A 16,576-nucleotide genomic window follows, 5' to 3' on the forward strand; every position below is an offset into this window, starting at 1 on the left:
AGTGACACAGCTCATTACCACCGAACTGGTCGAGCTCGACCAGAATCTGGGCAGCTCGCCCGAGGACGTGATCCGGCATCTGGCAGGCAGAGTTGCAGCCACCGGACGCGCCACCGAGGCCGAAGGGCTCTTCGCCGACGCCTTTGCCCGGGAATCCAAGACCGCCACGGGCGTCCCGGGGGGCATCGCGATCCCGCACTGCCGCTCGACGGCGGTCACCGAACCCACCCTGGCGATGGCGCGGCTGTCCCAGCCGGTCGACTTCGGCGCCAAGGACGGGCCCGCGGACATCATCTTCTTCATCGCCGCTCCTGAGGGCGCCGACCAAGACCACTTGAAGCTCCTTTCGAAGCTGGCGCGGTCGCTGATCAAAAAGGACTTCACGGCCAGCCTGCGCGCCGCGACCTCCCAGGCGGAGATTGTCGAGCTCGTCGAAGGCGCCCTGGCGGACAAGCCGGCCGCCCACACCCCTGCCGAAGCGACCGCCGCCGTTTCCGGTGCCGCCGCCTCAACTGCGGCGGGTGCTGCGGGAGAAGGTGCCGGCGCAACGAAGGCCAAGGGACCCAAGCGCCTCGTCGCCGTGACGGCCTGCCCCACCGGCATTGCCCACACCTACATGGCCGCCGACTCGCTCGTCGCCGCGGCCAAGGAGGTCGGCGTGGACCTGCAGGTGGAAACCCAGGGATCCTCCGGCGCCAAGGCCCTCGACCCCGCCGTGATCGCCGCCGCCGATGCCGTGATCTTCGCCGTGGACGTGGACGTGCGCGGCAAGGAGCGGTTCGCCGGCATGCCGGTGATAAACGCGCCGGTCAAGCGCGGCATCGACGAGCCGGACAAGATGGTCGCAGAAGCCCTCGCCGCCGCGGACAACCCGCACGCCCGCCGCGTGCCCCACTTCGGCGCCGAGGAGCAGGCCGAGATGGCGGCCGAGGAAAAGAGTGAGCACCTCGGCACGAGGCTGAAGAAGGCGCTGCTCACAGGTGTTAGCTACATGATCCCGTTCGTGGCGGGCGGCGGTCTGCTGATCGCCCTCGGCTTCCTGTTGGGTGGCTACAACATCACCGCCTTCGCGGACAAGATTCTGGCAGAGAACAGCCTCTTCAACTTGCCCACCGTGTACCCGGAACTGGCGTGGGGCCCGCTGGGCGCCTTCCTGGGTGCCGTGTTCTTCAAGATCGGTGCCCTGTCCCTGGGCTTCCTCGTGCCCGCTCTGGCCGGCTACATCGCCTACGCCATCGCTGACCGGCCCGGCATCGCCCCGGGCTTCGTGTCCGGCGCCGTTGCCGTCTTCATGGGCGCAGGGTTCCTCGGCGGCATCGTGGGCGGCCTGATCGCCGGCTACGTGGCACATTCGATCGGCAAGCTCAACGTGGCCCGTTGGCTGCGCGGCCTGATGCCCGTGGTCATCATCCCGCTCGTGGCGTCCATCGCTGCTTCTGGCCTGCTCTTCGTGTTCCTCGGCAGGTACGTCGCGGCGGTGACCATCGGGCTCAACAACTGGCTGTCCAGCCTCACCGGCGCCAGCGCCATCGCCCTGGGCATTGTCCTGGGCCTGATGATGTGCTTCGACCTCGGCGGTCCGGTCAACAAGGTTGCCTACTCCTTCGCCGTCGCCGGCCTGGGAGCCGCGTCCATCACCAACCAGGCACCGTGGCAGATCATGGCAGCCGTCATGGCCGCCGGCATGGTCCCGCCGCTGGCCATGGCACTGGCCTCGACCATCCTGAACAAGAGGCTCTTCAGCCTGGCGGAGCAGGAAAACGGCAAGGCCGCCTGGCTGCTGGGGGCCTCCTTCATCACCGAAGGCGCCATTCCCTTCGCCGCGGCGGACCCGCTCCGCGTCATCCCCGCCAGCATGCTCGGCGGCGCGGTGACCGGTGCCATCTCGATGGCGGCAGGCGTGGGGTCAAAGGCCCCGCACGGCGGAATCTTCGTCTTCTTCGCGATCGATAGCTTCCTGTGGTTTGTCATCGCCATCGCGGTTGGTACCGTCGTAGGCGCCTTCGCCGTGATCGGGCTCAAGCGCTTCGCAGTCAAGAAGCAAGTTGATACGGTGGAAACTGTTCCCGTAGCCGCCTGAACCAGTCCAGGACGATTTTTCCAAGCAGATACTCACAGCTGATAAACACCCAAGCTGACTTCAAGGAGCAGAAATGACCGAACGTAACGCCACCATTGCCAGCCGCGTTGGGCTGCATGCCCGCCCGGCCGCCATCTTCGCCGAGGCTGCAGGCGAGTTCGACACCCTCGACATCACGATTGCCCGCCTGGGCGAGCCGGAGGACGAGGCCATGGACGCCGCCAGCATCCTGTCGCTGATGAGCCTGGGCGCCTCCCACGGCGAGGTTGTGGTGTTGCGTGCCCAGGGCGAAGGCGCCGACGCGGCACTGGACCGCCTCGTGCAGATCCTTGAGACGGACCACGACGCCGAATAGCCTCACCTTCCGGCCCCGCGCCGGAACACCGGCAGCAGCAGAAGGCCCGGCCGCCCCGATGAGGGGCCGGCCGGGCCTTCGCGTTGCCGGGCCCATGCTGGGCTGGCCGGCCTGGCTGGCCCGGCTGGCCTGGCTGGCCCGAAACCGTGGCTGTTGTCAGTGAACTTAGTAAATGCTTGTCACCGCCGGACGGCGCGGCTAGTTTGGAATCCCCGGCGGCACCGTCCGCGGGCCGCCCAAGGGGTTCCCGGCCAAAGGAGATGATCGCGCAGCCATGCCAACGAAGAAGGGCGAGCCCCGCGGCTCAGAGAGCCCCAGCATCAAGGACCCCGAGCTCTACGAGAAGCTGCTCGAGGATGGCGCCTCCAAGCAAAAGGCTGCCAGGATCTCCAACGCCGCCGCCAAGCGGGGCCGCTCCGCAGTCGGCCGCAAGGGCGGCAAGGGCGGAGACTACGAGGACTGGACGGTGCCGCAGCTGAAGGAACGCGCCAAGGAGATCGGCCTCACGGGATACTCGGCCAAGAAGAAGAGCGAGCTCATCTCCGCCCTGCGGAACTCCTGATTAGGGTGGCCGACGGCGCCAGCCGGCATCCAGGCTCAGGCACGCTTTTGCGCCGTCTTCTCGGCCGTCGCTTTGGGAGCCGCCGCAGTCTTGGAGGCTGCAGAAGTCTTGGAAGCCGCCGCAGTCTTGGCAGAACCAGCCCTGGTGGCCGTGGACTTGGTGCCTGTGGACTTGGACGCCGTCGTCTTGGCGGCCGCCTTCGGGGCGGCCTTGGCCGCCGAACCGGAGGCCCCGGCAGGAGTCTCCGCGAGCCCTCCGCCGCGCTTTTTCTCGATGCTGCGTTTGAGGGCCTCCATCAGGTCGATCACTTCGCCGTCGCCCGCCTCGGCCGGAGCACCGAAGGTCTCCTCCGTATCCAGCGACTCCCCCTTGTCCAGCTTCGCCTCGATCAGCTGGCGCAACTGCTCCTGGTATTCGTCCGTGAACTGGTCCGGCTCAAAGTCGGAGGCCATGGACTCAACGAGGGCGGCGGACATCTCGCGTTCCTGCGCCGAAATCCGGATGGAGGTCTCGAGCGCGGGAAAGCTGGCCTCGCGGACTTCGTCGGCCCACAGCAGCGACTGCAGCACCAGGACCTCGTCGCGAATCCTCAGCGCGCCAAGCCGGGTCTTGTCCCGGAGCGCGAACTGCACAACTGCCACGCGGTCCGTGTCCTCCAGGGCGCGCCGCAGCAGCACATAAGCCTTGGGCGACTTGGAGTCGGGTTCAAGGTAGTAGCTCTTTTCGAACATCATGGGATCGAGCTGGTCGGCCGGAACGAACTGGACCACTTCGATTTCATGGCTGTTTTCCGCCGGGATGGACTTGAGCTCGTCGCGGGTCAGGACCACCGTGCGGCCATCGTCCTCATACGCCTTGTCGATGTCCTCGTAATCGATGATCTTGCTGCAGACCTCGCAACGGCGCTGGTAGCGGATCCGGCCGCCGTCGGCGTTGTGGACCTGGTGGAGACTGATGTCGTGGTCCTCGGTGGCGCTATAGACCTTGACCGGCACGTTGACCAGCCCGAACGCTATTGCGCCTTTCCAGATGGCTCTCATGGATCAAGTGAACATCACAGTTGCGCGGAGGTGAAGGGTTTTGCCCAACGGTAAAGAGCGCGTCCGGGTGGACGGACGCGAACTGGTGCTCACCAACCTGGAAAAAATCATGTACCCGGAGACGGGCACCACCAAGGCCGACGTCCTGGCCTACTACGCCGCCGTCGCCCCGGTGCTGATCCCAGCCGCCCGCAACCGTCCGGCCACCCGGAAGCGCTGGGTCCACGGCGTCGGGACCGCCGACGCCCCGGGAGAGATGTTCTTCCAGAAGCACCTGGACCATTCAACGCCGGGCTGGGTGCCCCGTGCCGCCATCACGCACAAGGACCGGACCATCCAATATCCCCTGGTAAATGATCCCGCCACCCTCACGTGGCTGGCCCAGATCGCGGCGCTGGAGATCCACGTGCCGCAGTGGCGGGTCGATTCCCACGGCAATGCGTCGCCGCCGGACCGCCTGGTGCTGGACCTGGACCCGGGCGAGGGTGCGGGACTGGCGGAGTGCGTGGAGGTGGCCGGGCTGGCCCGCACCATACTGCAGGACGTGGGCCTGGACCCCGTGCCCGTGACGAGCGGCAGCAAGGGCATCCACCTCTACGCGGCCCTGGACGGGTCCCAGAGTTCGGACCAGATTTCCGAATTCGCCCGCGAACTGGCCCGCTCGCTCGAAGCAGACCACCCGGATCTGGCCGTCAGCGACATGAAAAAGACCCTGCGCACCGGCAAGGTGCTGGTGGACTGGAGCCAGAACAACGCGGCCAAGACCACCATCGTGCCGTACTCGCTGCGGGGCCGGCTCCGGCCTACGGTGGCCGCACCGCGCACGTGGCGTGAACTCAGCTCCCCGTCGCTGCACCACCTGGACTTCCAGGAGGTGATGAAGCGCGTCGCGGCCGGCAAGGATCCGTTCGCCCCGGTTTCCGGCGGCCGTCACGGCGACGGAACCGCGGCGGCGCACGCGCCGGAACACCGGGCAGACCACCGGCTCGGCGGACGGGCTGGAATCTCGCCGGAACAGGCCGGCGACGGCGGCGACACCGACCCTCGGCTGGAAAAGTACCGCACCAAACGGGACAGGGCGGCCACTCCCGAACCCTTCACGGCCGAACGGCACCAGGCCGGCGACGACGGCGGGACACGGCAGGAGAAGTTCGTCATCCAGGAACACCACGCCAGCCGGTTCCACTACGACTTCCGGCTGGAACGCGACGGCGTGCTGGTGTCCTGGGCCCTGCCCAAGGGCGTCCCGGCCAGCAAAACCACGAACCACCTCGCGGTCCAGACCGAGGACCACCCGCTGGACTACGCCGACTTCGAGGGTGTCATTCCCAAGGGCCAGTACGGCGCCGGGACGGTCAGCATTTGGGACCACGGACACTACGAATGCGAAAAATGGATCGCGGGCAAGGAGGTCATCGCCACCCTGACCGGCGTGGAGGGCGGCGGCCTGGGCGGGCCGCGCAGGTTCGCCCTGATCCACACCGGCCAGGCCGATGACCAGTGGCTGATCCACCTGATGGACCCGGCGGGCTCGCAAGGCCATCCCGGCGCGCGCCGCCCAACCCGCACCGCGGACGACGCCACGGAAGACACCGCGGATGAGGCAGGCGCCGACGCCGACAAGGCAGAGGACGGCGGGGGCCAGGGTGACGGCGGAAAGGAAAACGGCACCGGCGCCGAAAGTGTGCCCGACGCCTCTGGGTTCAGCCCGATGCTGGCCACGTCCGGGACCCTGGCGGATCTTCCGGACCTGGACTGGCAGATCGAGCTCAAGTGGGACGGCGTGCGGGCACTGGTCATCGGGGACGCCTCGAAGATCCGGCTCATCAGCCGCAACGGCATCGACATGTCCGTGAGCTACCCCGAGCTCACGGACCGGTCCCTCTGGCCGTATCAGGGCTTCGTCGCCGACGGCGAGATCATCGCCGTCGGGCGCTCCGGCCGGCCTGACTTCGGGCTGCTGCAGGGCCGCATGAAACTGAGCAAGGCCGCCGACGTCGCCAGGGCGCAGGAGTCGACGCCGGTGCGGCTGATGCTGTTCGATCTGCTCTTCGACGCCGGCCAGGACCTGCGGCACCTGCCGCTCAGTGAGCGCCGCCGCCGGCTGGAACAGTTCTTCCGTCCTTCCGCCGCCCCGGTTGAACTCTCCGGCGTAATCGACGGCGACGTCGCGCACATCCTGGAAAGCGCCGCAGAGCTCGGGCTCGAGGGGGTCATGGCCAAGCGCACGGGCGGGCGCTATGTCGGCCAGCGCAGCCGGTCGTGGCTCAAGCTCAAGGTTGAACGGACCCAGGAAGTGGTGGTGGGCGGCTGGCGGCCCGGAAAGGGCGGCCGCCGGGAATCGGTGGGCTCGCTGCTCCTCGGGATTCCGGACGGCTCGCAACTACGTTACGTGGGGCGGGTGGGCAGCGGCTTCAGCACCCGTGAACTCAAGGAACTCAGGCAACAACTCGACGCCCTGCCACGGAAGACCTCCCCGTTCCGGGAGGTGCCGGACGCTGACGCCGCAGACGCCAACTGGGTGAGCGCGAAACTCGTCGGCGAGGTCACCTTCGGGGAATGGACCGGCAGCGGGAAGCTCCGGCACCCGGTGTGGCGCGGCTGGCGCCTGGATAAGACGCCAGCCGACGTCGTGGCCGACCCTGCCGCCGGCCCCTAGTCGTGGGGGCCGGTTGTGATGGGGCTAGTCGTGTGGGGCTAGTCGTGGTGGGGCATCTGAGGACGGCTCTGCCGGTGAATGGCGCCGGCGGACACCTGCTGGCCCTGCCGCCCGCGGCCGGCCTCGCGGTCCTTGGGATGACGCTGCTTGCCGCTGCCGTCCGGCCATTGCTGTCCCTGCGCCGCCGGGGGAACGTGAGACTGAGTCTCCGGTCCGGGGGCTTCAGCCATGGACTGCGCCAGATGGCTCGCGACCTCGGGCTCGATTTCTTCTCCGAACTGATGATCCGCCATTGATCTTCCTTTCCGCTGTAATTAACCGCCGTGAAATGAAGTGTCCATCAATCGTAGGACTGCCCGGATGAGATGTCTGTAGCGCCCGCCGCCGGACTTTCCGCCGGCCCGAAACCGGCCAGAAACCCCCGCATTTGAGGGCTGGCGCGGAAAATTTTGGCCGCGGCGCCGCAGGGATGGCCGCTTCCCAGTAACCGCGCGGCGAAAGCGGGCAAAACAAATTAGCGAATTGCCCCCAAATAGCACCCGAAATGAGCGATCATACGGCACGTAACTCGGAAACTCCAGAGAATTCCCGTAAAATTGATAGCCTGCCCAGAGCGGGGCAGCTACAAGTCGCAAGCAAATGATCTCCCTAGGAGCCTCCCAAATGCCCACAGACCGAAGCATGACCGACTCTTCAGCAGGCGTTATTGACGCCCGCGGAACCAACCAAGGCGCGCCCAAGGGTGTGAAGAAACCGAAGCTACGTCGTCGTCGACTCCGCGAGTCCGACGTCAACGTTGTCGACCAGCCGATGCTCAAGAAGGCGCTCGGCGGCACCATCGTGGGTAACACCATGGAGTGGTACGACGTCGGCGTGTTCGGCTACCTGATCACGACCATGGGACCGGTGTTCCTGCCGGAGGCGGACAAGTCCGTCCAGACCCTGTTCCTGCTGGGAACCTTCGCCGCCACCTTCATCGCCCGCCCCCTCGGCGGAGTCGTGTTCGGCTGGCTGGGCGACAAGATCGGCCGCCAGAAGGTCCTCGCCGCGACCCTGATGATCATGGCCGCCAGCACCTTCGCCGTCGGGCTCCTGCCCGGCTACGCACAGATCGGCATCTGGGCCGCGGTCCTGCTGGTCCTGTTCAAACTTATCCAGGGTTTCTCTACCGGCGGTGAATACGCCGGCGCCACGACCTTTGTGAGCGAGTACGCCCCTGACAAGCGCCGCGGCTTCTTCGCCAGCTTCCTGGACATGGGCAGCTACCTCGGCTTCGCCCTTGGCGCAGCCCTCGTTTCGGTGCTGCAGCTGACCCTCGGCCAGGACACCATGGAGCAGTGGGGCTGGCGCATCCCGTTCCTCCTTGCCGGCCCGCTCGGCCTGATCGCCGTGTACTTCCGGAGCAAGATCGAGGAATCCCCGCAGTTCCAGGCAACCCTGGATGCCCAGGAGAGCGTCGCCAAGGACGCAACCGCCTCGGACACCGCAGCCTCCAAGGGCCCGGTGGGCATCGTGAAGGCGTACTGGCGCTCCCTCATCGTCGCGATGATCCTGGTCGCGGCAGCAAACACCGCCGGCTACGCACTGACTTCCTACATGCCGACGTACCTGACCGAGTCCAAGGGCTACGACGAGCTGCACGGCACACTGCTGACCATCCCCGTGCTGGTCATCATGAGCCTCTGCATCCCGCTGACCGGCAAGCTCTCTGACCGGATCGGCCGCCGCCCCGTGCTGTGGATCGGTGCCATCAGCACGGTCGTCCTGGCCACCCCCGCGTTCCTCCTGATCGGTATCGGTGAAATCTGGTCCACGCTGGCCGGCCTTTCCCTGATTGCTTTCCCGGTGACGTTCTACGTGGCCAACCTGGCTTCGGCCCTGCCGGCCCAGTTCCCGACGGCCAGCCGCTACGGCGCCATGGGCATCGCGTACAACTTCTCGGTGGCCATCTTCGGCGGCACCACGCCGTTCATTGTTGCCGCCCTGATCACCGCAACCGGCAACGACATGATGCCGGCCTACTACCTGATGGCCACCTCGGCGATCGGCGCAGTAGCGATCTACTTCCTTAAGGAATCCGCCCAGATGCCGCTGCCCGGCTCCATGCCGAGCGTGGACACCCAGGCTGAGGCCCGCGAACTGGTCGCGACGCAGGACGAGAACCCGCTGATCGACCTTGAGCACATGGACATGCCCATGGTTGCACCGGCCGTAGATTCCACCGCAGGGCGCGGGGAAGCCGAGAAAGTCCCGGCCACAGTTTGAGCCTGCCGGTCCGACCGGACCCGGCAGCAGTAGCCCAGGCTACGTAGCTGACAGCCCCGCCCTTTGAGGCCTGTTCCGCATGTTGACCCGTTGGGGAAGCATCCGGAACAGGCCTTAGGCGTGTCCACACCACATTCAGTCCCGGGGAACCCGGGAACCCCGAGAAAACAGAGAAAGCCGAGAGGCAGTTGCGATGTCCCTGCTGCACCACATCCGCTCGCTGCACAGCCTGGCCCCGGCCAACAAGGACCACGTGTCTGCCTGGCGGGTGGCGATCAGCGTGGCCGTTCCGACGCTGGCGCTCTTGGTGGCCGGGCGTCCCGAGCTGATCGGCTACGCCGTTTTCGGCGCGCTGACGGGCATGTACGGGCGCACCGAGCCTCATCAGCTCCGGCTCCGCCATCAAGGCCAGGCGGCCATCCTCCTGCTCGCCGGCGTGGGAGTCGGCGTCTTCCTCTCTGTCCATCACATTCATTCGTGGGCCCTGGTGATCACGGAGGCCGCGTTTGCCGGCGCGGGCTCGCTGTTCACGGACAGGACCGCCCTGAAACCCGCCGGCCCCTTCTTCGGGATCCTGGCCCTGGGCGCGTGCGCGTCTGTTCCCGCCGCGGTCCCGTGGCAGACGGCTGTTCTTATCGCCGCCGGATCGGCCGCGTTCTCGATCATGGTCGGCTTTGGCGGCTGGTTCCGTGGCCGCACCTGGCAGCGCGGTTTCCGGCGGGACGTCTCGGTGCTGCGCGGGGCAGGCCGGCGGGCGGCGTGGCTGCATGCCGCCCGCTACGTGAGCGCAGTCGGCGCCGCCGGGACGATTGGGGTCCTCAGTGGCAGCGGCCACCCGCATTGGGCCATGGCCGCGGCGGCGGTGCCGCTCGCTGGGGCCGATCTGCCGAGCAGCGTGTACCGCGGCGTCCACCGGATTGTCGGCACACTCCTGGGACTGGTGGTGGTGGCCGCCGTCCTCTTCCCGTGGCCGGGGTCGCCGCTGCTGGCCTTCCCCGGCCATGAGGCTGCCATCCTGGCGTGCCTGGTGATCGTCCTGCAGTTCAGCACCGAGCTGTTCATGGCCCGGCATTACGGCCTCGCCATGGTCTCCTTCACCCCGGTGATCCTGCTGGTCGGACAGCTTGCGGCGCCGGCCGATCCCCGCGTCCTCGTGACCGAACGCGCCGTCGAGACACTTGTCGGCGCCGCCGTCGGGATACTGGTGGTTGTGCTGATCCGGCACAGGGGCCTGAGTGACCCTGAAGGAGGAGCTAGCCCCTGATGTACCCGACGACGTCGACGACGGCCTGGACACTTCCGGTGGAAGTGTTCCGGATGGTTACCTTCCCGTCCGCGCCGATCGGGACGATGGCGAAGTTGGCCATCGTCTGGTCCTTGCCGTAGTTGAGGCTGGATGTTCCGGGCGCCGTTTGACCAGCCGGGTACGCAGTCACGAAGCCGAAGGACTTCGCTTCCGTCACTGTCAGGTTGACCATGGCGGCCCGCGCGTTATTCGGTATGCCTTGGGCTCCGGCCAGCCTGACGCTGACTTCGCCGCCGGCCCGCACCGGCCCCTGGCTTTTCCGGGTGTCAAGGAAACGTTTCGGGGGGATCGTTTGCAGCGTGCCTGGCGCTGTAGCGTCGCCCGCGAGGAAGTAGCCCATGACGTCGACTATCACCCCTACATGCGTCGGTGAGGTATTGGCGATGCTGATTTTCCCGTCGGCCCCAACCGGCACGACAGCCAGGTTGTGGTTGTCGCCCCTGGCGGCGTCGTAATTGACCGTGGACGTGGCCGGCCGCGCCGTTCCACTGGCAAACGCGCTCAGATACCCGTAGGTGCTTGAAACACCGTTCTTCGACGTCCGCGCGGCAGTCAGGTTGACCACCACAGCGCTGACGCGCGCTGGGATATCGAACATCCCGGCCACCTGGATGTCGCGTTGCCCGTCCGCCGAAAGCCCGTCCGTGCCCCGGTAGTCGGCCAGACGCTGGGGCGGCATCGCCGCGAATGCTCCGGGGTCGCGCGGCACCCCTCCCGTGAAATAGCCTGCGACGTCGGCCACCATGTGGGCTGATCCGCTGCCGATGACGTTTCGAAGCGCTATTTTGCCGTCCCGCACCCCAACCACAACATAGTTGGGGATGGTTTGCCCCGCCGAGTAGTTGACGTTGGAGGTACCCGTGAAGCGGTCGCCGGAAGCTGTGGCCGAGACGAATCCGGCGGCCGATGGCTCAGTGACTGTCAGGTTCAGTGCCACGGCACTGATATCGGCCGGTATTCCCGCCATGCCCCCAACCTGTACGAGACGGCTGGTCTCGTCTGGCAGCGGCAGCCCAGCCTTCCGTGTGTCCAGGATCCGCACCGGTTTGATGGCGGTGAATTTGCCGGCTGCCGCCGATGACCTCGAGGCGGCGAACGACAGTACCCCCGCATTAACGGACTGCCCGTTGCGGACGGAGATCTTTTGTGCGCGGGTGGGCTCCCTGACATTTCCGGAGTAGAGCGGGTCTGGATCAAAAACCGATTCAGGGTACTCCAACTGTGTCTGCAGGGTGTAGTCCCCGTCGGGAAGCCCTGCCAAGGTGAAGTGGCCGTGTTCGTCACTCGACGCAACCCGCGTCTCAGTCTTTCCCGTTGTTGGCTCGGCGATCACCGTCGCCGACGCATATTCTTGTCCGCGGAGTCCGAGGAGCGTTCCGGAGATTTCGCCACCGCTGAACATCTTTGCGTTGATGTCGCCAGTGGTCTTGCCTGCTCTGACAACCACGTCGGTACCCGCAGACTGGCCCAGGTTTTCTGGGATCTGCGGATAGAACTGCGCCATGGCGGCGGGTTCTGAGCCGCCCCAGAAGCGGAGTTTGTAGCCCCCGGGGTTCAATCCTCTGAGTGTGTACCTGCCGGTTGCATCAGAAGGTCCTGACTTGGCTTGGCGTCCCGATGACTCCAGCGCAGAGACCCATGCCCCAGGCGCTCCCGAGACGAGTCCTGTGATGGACCCGCCGCGCTGTATTTGGAGTTTGATGCCCTTGCGTTGTTCTCCCTCTGCCATGGCTACGGTGTCTCCCGCAGTCATGTCTCCGGCAGCCGGATACCAGGTATCCGCCAGGGGGGAGTCGTCAGCTCTCGTTCCGAACCTGATCCTGACAGCGCCGGCGGGAAATGCCGGCACGGCAAATGCCCCGTCTGCGCCGAAAACGGTTTGAGCGAGCGTCGTGCCGTCTGGAGCATGGACTGAAACGAAGCCGGGCTCAGGAACGCTACCGGCGGGAAAAACTGCGGTTCCTTGCAGACTTGCGGGCTTCCGGAGCGTAATGTCCAGCCCACCGGTTTGGCTCGCCGTAGCCACATCGATCTGACGCGCGGCAGCCTTGTCCGCGGCGCCGCCGAGCCAAGTTTCGAGGAGGCCGGTGCCACCTGGCACAACTCTCAGCGTGTACGTGTTCGCTCCGAGGCCAGTGATCCGGTAGCTCCCGTCGGCACTTACGGGAGCAATCCGAGCGGTTTGTTTGTCCGCCGGGACCCAGCGTTCTTGAAGCCAATAGTCGGCCGCGACTGACAGTTGGCTTACATCAACCCCCGGCGGCACGGTGATCTTCCCCGAGACGCTGGCTCCGACACCCATCTGAACGTCCACGTTGTCCAGATCTGAATCGTTGACGGAGAGAATCGTGGCGTCCTCCTGGCGCGAAACGTTCCCGTACCAGGTATCGGCCAGGCCGGTTTCACCGGCCAGGACCTTGATAACGGCGGATCCAATACCGTAATAGGAACACCGGAACCGGCCACTTTTGTCGACCGGAACTGGATCATCGAGGCCGCCCTGGGGCCCCCTGATGTGTACCTGCAACTGGTCGAGCCGAGTGCCCGGCGGCGCCGAAATGGTCCCCTGGAGATAGTAAATAACACGATCGTTGGCCCCGGCGGAGCCGCCGGCGGACGCCACGAGCGCCAGTAAAACCCCAACCGCCATGGCTGTTCCACGTCGAAATACGGTCCGCAGCGTCATGCTGCCGCCTTCCTAAACGGCGGCATCAGCCGCTCTCCCCCATGAGCTGCCAGCTGCAACTTCGGACAGTCTAGGTCAGGGGCGGGAGGGTGTAAACGATTTGTGAGAGCCGACTTTGCAGCCGCACTCCCTGAGTAATCCCAGCCGCTGCCCGCGCGTGATCAGGCCCCGGCGGCTACTTGGCGCGCCGTGCCGGCCCCGCGACGAGACGTGAGGGCAGCACCCGCGAAACCGAGGTCAGGACCTTGTAGCGCTTGCTCGGGATCGAGACTGCCTTGCCCTTGGCGTTGTCCGCCAGGCCCTCGCTGACCACCTGCCTCGCCTCGAGCCACATCCAGCGCGGCGTCGCGGTCTTGTCCATCCCCATCCGGTCGTGGAACTCGGTGTGGGTGAAGCCGGGGCACACGGCGGTGACCTTCACCCCGCGCGCCGCGTAAGCCATGTTGGCCGAACGCGAGAAACTCAGCAGCCAGGCCTTCGCTGCGGAGTACGTTCCGCGGGGCAGGAAGGCCGCCACGCTGGCGACGTTGATGATCCTGCCGGACTGGCGCCCCAGCATGCCTTGCAGGGCGGCATGGCTGAGCTCCATGGCGGTTTCGACATGGAGCTTCAGGTGCTTTTTCTCCTCGGCAATGTCGTTGTCCTCGAAGGGCCGCAGCAGGCCGATTCCCGCGTTGTTGACCAGGATCTCCACCGGCCGCGCGGGATCGCTGAGCCGCGCGACGACGGCGGCAATCCCGGCGTCGTCGGTCAGGTCCGCGGCGATCGTCTCCGCAGCGGTCCCGTAGCTGTTCTCCAGTTCCGCCGCTGTGGCCGCGAGGCGTCCGGCGTCGCGGGCCACGAGCACCACACGGTGGCCCTGTTCGGCAAGCTGGCGGGCGAACTCGGCGCCGAGGCCTGCTGTCGCGCCCGTGATCAGGGCGGTGCTGCCCGGTGTAGAGGCTGTTTGTGGGTTCATAGCGACAGCCTAGCCTCGTCCGGGCTCAGGCCAGGGCCGTGTCTTGCGCCAGTTCGTCCCCTGCCGGGTCCTCCCCATCCAGCAGGTGGCGGTTCTGTAGCTCTTCAGCCGCGAGTTCGTACCAGGTGTGCGCCCCGAAAGACGGGGTGGTGGTGTCGAGGTGGCGGTACAGGGCGTCCGCGAGCCGGCACAGCGCAGTGTCGGACAGGGCCCGGACCGTGGCCACAGGATCGAGCGTCCCCTCGAAGTACTCCGAAAGCGCCAGTCCGTTGATGGCGCCAAAGTCGTTGGCGCTGCCGGTTTCCGCGGCCAGAGGGCTGTTGGCCTCCCCCAGCCCCGAGTCGAGTCCGGAGCCCGGCCCGACGTCGAGCAGTCCGGCGGATTCGCTGTATCCGTTCCCAGCGACGGCGACCGGGGCCGGGCGGTAGCCGGTGTCGAGTTCGGCGAGGACTTCGGCGTCGGCGCCGGCGTGCAGGAGGCAGATAGGCAGCACGGCCGGCTCGTCGAGGGTGAGCCGGAACGGCACAGCCGCTGCGGGGTCCCCGGCGTCCGGAGACGGCAGGTGTCCGGACTCCGCGAGCCGGCGAAGGTCCAGCAGGACTTCCGGGTCCAGGTGGGACGTGCCGTGCAGGTCGATCACCACCAGGGCCCCCGCTTCAAGGCGGCAGGCACGGCGCACGATATGCAGGAGGGCAGCCGAATCAGACCGGGTAACGCAGCCGGTGATTTCGAGGGTGACCTGTGCGGGATCGACGTCCACACGTACAAGCACACGCAGTTTATGGTTCATGGGGGTACTCCAAAGTGACCTGTCCAAGAGCCAACTGCATAACTCTGCTCAAACTTTACGAGGTTGTCCTCCGGCTCACAAGCGGGCAGCGCACCGGCGCCGGTCCGGCATGCCGGGCCAGGCGCTCAGGCTCCCTCAGGGACCTGTTCCGGCCAGTCCACATACTGGTGGTACGACTCATGTTTGCGCAGGTAGCGGTACATGAACGGGCAATTGGGGATGATCCGCTTGCCCGATGCAACCACGTCATCGAGGGCGAAGTGCGCCAGCACTTTGGCGAGACCTTGGCCCTGGAACTGCTCTGCTGTATCCGTGTGGATGAAGTCGATATGGCCCGGCCTGTCGATGAAGCGCACCTGGACGGCCGGCTTGCCGCCGACACGGAGTTCGTAACGGTGCAGCTCGTCGTTCCGGGTGGTGGAGACATCCGGGGCGAAGGTATCTTCCGTGGTTGCCGAGTTCTCCGTCATGGTTCGACATTGGCACTTAATGGCGGGCGTGGCAATGGCGGTTCAGATCCGCCCTGCCGGTCCGGAGGCGTTATAAGCCGAACCGGAATCCGGCCCAGGAGCACGACGGCGAGCGCGAAGCAGGCGGCACCCTCGCCGAGGAGTCCGGGCGTGAGCCCGGTGAGCGCGGCGCTGACTGCCGGGACAAAAACGGCGACGGCGGCCAGCAGCACGGCGGCCGCCGGCCGGCTCTGCGACGGGCCGGACGCCGTCGGCCGCTCCTCCAGCCTGCCAAACAATGCCACCACCGGCAGCAGCAGCGCGACGACGCCCATCAGCACCAGGGGCCGCCCCCACCACCAGGCCGCGCTCCCTCCGGCCGGCTGGGGGAAATTCGTCAACAGCAGCAGCCCGGACATCGCCGCCAGCAGCGGCAGATGCCACAAATAAACGGTCATGGACCGCCGGCCGGCCACGCCCATCATCCGGCGCACCCCGGCCAGGGACGCGATCCGGGACAGCCCGGGCCGGAAGAGCAGGAGGGCGGCGGCCTGCGAGATACCCAGGAGCAGCAGCGTCACATTGGGCGGATTAAGATTTACCAGCATATTGCCGGAGTACAGCCCCAGCAGGACTATCAGCCCCAGCACCATGTTGCTGGCAACCATGATGCCAAAGTGCGCCGTCCGGCCCGGCAGCAGCCGCGTGCCGTCGGCGACGATGAATCCGAGCTGCTGCACTGCGCACCACAGGAACACCATGTTCAGGTAGGCCAGCGGCGGCAGCACTCCCCGCAGGCAATCGACCGTCACCACAAGCGCGGTGAGCCCTGCGAGGGTCAGCCACGGCGCGCGGGCGTGGAGGGCAGCCAGCCAGGGCAGGTTAAGTTGCGCGGCGAGGAACGCGGCCAGGAACCACAGCGGCATGCCGGCTCCGCTGGTGAGCAACTGGATGACCTGGGGGCTGACCCCTGCGAGCCGGGCCGCCGAGAGGGCAATGAACATGGCGGCCAGCAGGACGGCGGCCGGACGGATCAGGCGCAGCAGCCGGCCCTGCATGAAATCGAAGGCGTCCCCGCCCCTGGCGCGGAGCCGCCGCCAGGACTGCAGCCCGGTGATCCCGCCGGCCACAAAGAACAGCGGCATGATCTGGAAGACCCACACCACAGGTTCAAACCAGTGCTGATTGCCCAGGGTGTTTTCGGTCGTCACGGTGCCGTCCGGGTGCAGCACGGGGCTCACCATCATGGTGTGCGCGACCACCACTAATGCCAGGCAGAAGAACCGGACAAGGTCGATCACCGGGTCTCGGTCCGGCATCGGCGCCGGGCCACCGGCTCGCCGCTGCTGCGCAAGCATGGCACCCCTTGAGAAGGAAGGCTGTGTTGCCATCATTGTCGGGTTTGGGGCGCCCTGACTGCCAGAGC

The 16,576-nt window shown here is 66.7% G+C and carries 13 protein-coding genes; 6 read left to right on the plus strand and 7 right to left on the minus strand.

The features are described from left to right. Nucleotide 1: 1 nt before the first annotated feature. The 3 genes from AC1DZQ_RS13395 (at nucleotide 2) to AC1DZQ_RS13405 (ending at nucleotide 2,997) form a co-directional block, all read left to right on the plus strand. Nucleotides 2-2,080: a PTS fructose transporter subunit IIABC gene (locus AC1DZQ_RS13395; RefSeq protein WP_476963987.1), complete on the plus strand. Its 2,079-nt coding sequence runs from the start codon at nucleotides 2-4 to the stop codon at nucleotides 2,078-2,080. 73 nt (nucleotides 2,081-2,153) lie between these two features. Then, on the plus strand, nucleotides 2,154-2,435 hold the full coding sequence (locus AC1DZQ_RS13400; RefSeq protein ID WP_476963988.1) for an HPr family phosphocarrier protein: 282 nt from the start codon (nucleotides 2,154-2,156) through the stop codon (nucleotides 2,433-2,435). A 274-nt stretch (nucleotides 2,436-2,709) separates the two neighbouring features. After that, complete coding sequence (locus AC1DZQ_RS13405; RefSeq protein ID WP_476963989.1) at nucleotides 2,710-2,997, plus strand: DUF7218 family protein; 288 nt, start codon at nucleotides 2,710-2,712, stop codon at nucleotides 2,995-2,997. 35 nt (nucleotides 2,998-3,032) lie between these two features. Here AC1DZQ_RS13405 and ku read toward each other — a convergent pair whose 3' ends face one another. After that, nucleotides 3,033-4,037, minus strand: coding sequence for a non-homologous end joining protein Ku (ku, locus tag AC1DZQ_RS13410; RefSeq protein ID WP_476963990.1), 1,005 nt, complete (start codon nucleotides 4,035-4,037; stop codon nucleotides 3,033-3,035). 109 nt (nucleotides 4,038-4,146) lie between these two features. Between ku and AC1DZQ_RS13415 the strand changes: the two genes are divergently transcribed. Further along, nucleotides 4,147-6,696, plus strand: a complete 2,550-nt coding sequence (locus tag AC1DZQ_RS13415; protein WP_476964042.1) for an ATP-dependent DNA ligase — start codon at nucleotides 4,147-4,149, stop codon at nucleotides 6,694-6,696. 38 nt (nucleotides 6,697-6,734) lie between these two features. On the opposite strand, the gene AC1DZQ_RS13420 is transcribed toward AC1DZQ_RS13415, so the two are convergent. Further along, nucleotides 6,735-6,989, minus strand: coding sequence for a hypothetical protein (locus AC1DZQ_RS13420; protein ID WP_476963991.1), 255 nt, complete (start codon nucleotides 6,987-6,989; stop codon nucleotides 6,735-6,737). Between the two features lie 370 nt (nucleotides 6,990-7,359). On the opposite strand from AC1DZQ_RS13420, the gene AC1DZQ_RS13425 reads away from it, so the two are divergent. Together AC1DZQ_RS13425 and AC1DZQ_RS13430 are read left to right on the plus strand one after the other, a co-directional pair. Beyond that, the gene (locus tag AC1DZQ_RS13425) at nucleotides 7,360-8,961 is read left to right on the plus strand and encodes an MFS transporter (protein ID WP_476963992.1); all 1,602 of its coding nucleotides are present in this window, start codon (nucleotides 7,360-7,362) and stop codon (nucleotides 8,959-8,961) included. 193 nt (nucleotides 8,962-9,154) lie between these two features. Further along, complete coding sequence (locus AC1DZQ_RS13430) at nucleotides 9,155-10,225, plus strand: FUSC family protein (RefSeq protein WP_476963993.1); 1,071 nt, start codon at nucleotides 9,155-9,157, stop codon at nucleotides 10,223-10,225. On the opposite strand, the gene AC1DZQ_RS13435 is transcribed toward AC1DZQ_RS13430, so the two are convergent. From AC1DZQ_RS13435 to AC1DZQ_RS13455, 5 genes are all read right to left on the minus strand, one after another. Continuing rightward, nucleotides 10,215-12,917 carry an MSCRAMM family protein gene (locus AC1DZQ_RS13435; RefSeq protein WP_476963994.1) on the minus strand — a complete coding sequence of 901 codons (2,703 nt, stop codon included), beginning with the start codon at nucleotides 12,915-12,917 and terminating at the stop codon, nucleotides 10,215-10,217. The two genes, AC1DZQ_RS13430 and AC1DZQ_RS13435, sit on opposite strands and share 11 nt — an antisense overlap. 211 nt (nucleotides 12,918-13,128) lie before the next feature. After that, nucleotides 13,129-13,911 carry an SDR family NAD(P)-dependent oxidoreductase gene (locus AC1DZQ_RS13440; RefSeq protein ID WP_476963995.1) on the minus strand — a complete coding sequence of 261 codons (783 nt, stop codon included), beginning with the start codon at nucleotides 13,909-13,911 and terminating at the stop codon, nucleotides 13,129-13,131. Between the two features lie 25 nt (nucleotides 13,912-13,936). Continuing rightward, nucleotides 13,937-14,701 carry a hypothetical protein gene (locus AC1DZQ_RS13445; protein WP_476963996.1) on the minus strand — a complete coding sequence of 255 codons (765 nt, stop codon included), beginning with the start codon at nucleotides 14,699-14,701 and terminating at the stop codon, nucleotides 13,937-13,939. 125 nt (nucleotides 14,702-14,826) lie between these two features. After that, nucleotides 14,827-15,171, minus strand: a complete 345-nt coding sequence (locus AC1DZQ_RS13450; protein WP_476963997.1) for a GNAT family N-acetyltransferase — start codon at nucleotides 15,169-15,171, stop codon at nucleotides 14,827-14,829. Further along, nucleotides 15,168-16,508 carry an acyltransferase family protein gene (locus tag AC1DZQ_RS13455; RefSeq protein WP_476963998.1) on the minus strand — a complete coding sequence of 447 codons (1,341 nt, stop codon included), beginning with the start codon at nucleotides 16,506-16,508 and terminating at the stop codon, nucleotides 15,168-15,170. The genes AC1DZQ_RS13450 and AC1DZQ_RS13455 overlap by 4 nt, the downstream gene beginning before the upstream one ends. Between the last annotated feature and the right edge of the window lie 68 nt (nucleotides 16,509-16,576).

It is taken from the genome of Arthrobacter sp. P1_C12_2 (assembly GCF_056406415.1).

What these genes read in the sequence shown, in the direction of transcription:
- AC1DZQ_RS13400 (WP_476963988.1), top strand. Translation starts at nt 2,154, where the DNA reads ATGACCGAACGTAACGCCACCATTGCCAGCCGCGTTGGGCTGCATGCC.
- AC1DZQ_RS13405 (WP_476963989.1), top strand. Translation starts at nt 2,710, where the DNA reads ATGCCAACGAAGAAGGGCGAGCCCCGCGGCTCAGAGAGCCCCAGCATC.
- ku (WP_476963990.1), bottom strand. Translation starts at nt 4,037, where the DNA reads ATGAGAGCCATCTGGAAAGGCGCAATAGCGTTCGGGCTGGTCAACGTG.
- AC1DZQ_RS13415 (WP_476964042.1), top strand. Translation starts at nt 4,147, where the DNA reads ATGTACCCGGAGACGGGCACCACCAAGGCCGACGTCCTGGCCTACTAC.
- AC1DZQ_RS13420 (WP_476963991.1), bottom strand. Translation starts at nt 6,989, where the DNA reads ATGGCGGATCATCAGTTCGGAGAAGAAATCGAGCCCGAGGTCGCGAGC.
- AC1DZQ_RS13425 (WP_476963992.1), top strand. Translation starts at nt 7,360, where the DNA reads ATGCCCACAGACCGAAGCATGACCGACTCTTCAGCAGGCGTTATTGAC.
- AC1DZQ_RS13430 (WP_476963993.1), top strand. Translation starts at nt 9,155, where the DNA reads ATGTCCCTGCTGCACCACATCCGCTCGCTGCACAGCCTGGCCCCGGCC.
- AC1DZQ_RS13435 (WP_476963994.1), bottom strand. Translation starts at nt 12,917, where the DNA reads ATGGCGGTTGGGGTTTTACTGGCGCTCGTGGCGTCCGCCGGCGGCTCC.
- AC1DZQ_RS13440 (WP_476963995.1), bottom strand. Translation starts at nt 13,911, where the DNA reads ATGAACCCACAAACAGCCTCTACACCGGGCAGCACCGCCCTGATCACG.
- AC1DZQ_RS13445 (WP_476963996.1), bottom strand. Translation starts at nt 14,701, where the DNA reads ATGAACCATAAACTGCGTGTGCTTGTACGTGTGGACGTCGATCCCGCA.
- AC1DZQ_RS13450 (WP_476963997.1), bottom strand. Translation starts at nt 15,171, where the DNA reads ATGACGGAGAACTCGGCAACCACGGAAGATACCTTCGCCCCGGATGTC.
- AC1DZQ_RS13455 (WP_476963998.1), bottom strand. Translation starts at nt 16,508, where the DNA reads ATGCTTGCGCAGCAGCGGCGAGCCGGTGGCCCGGCGCCGATGCCGGAC.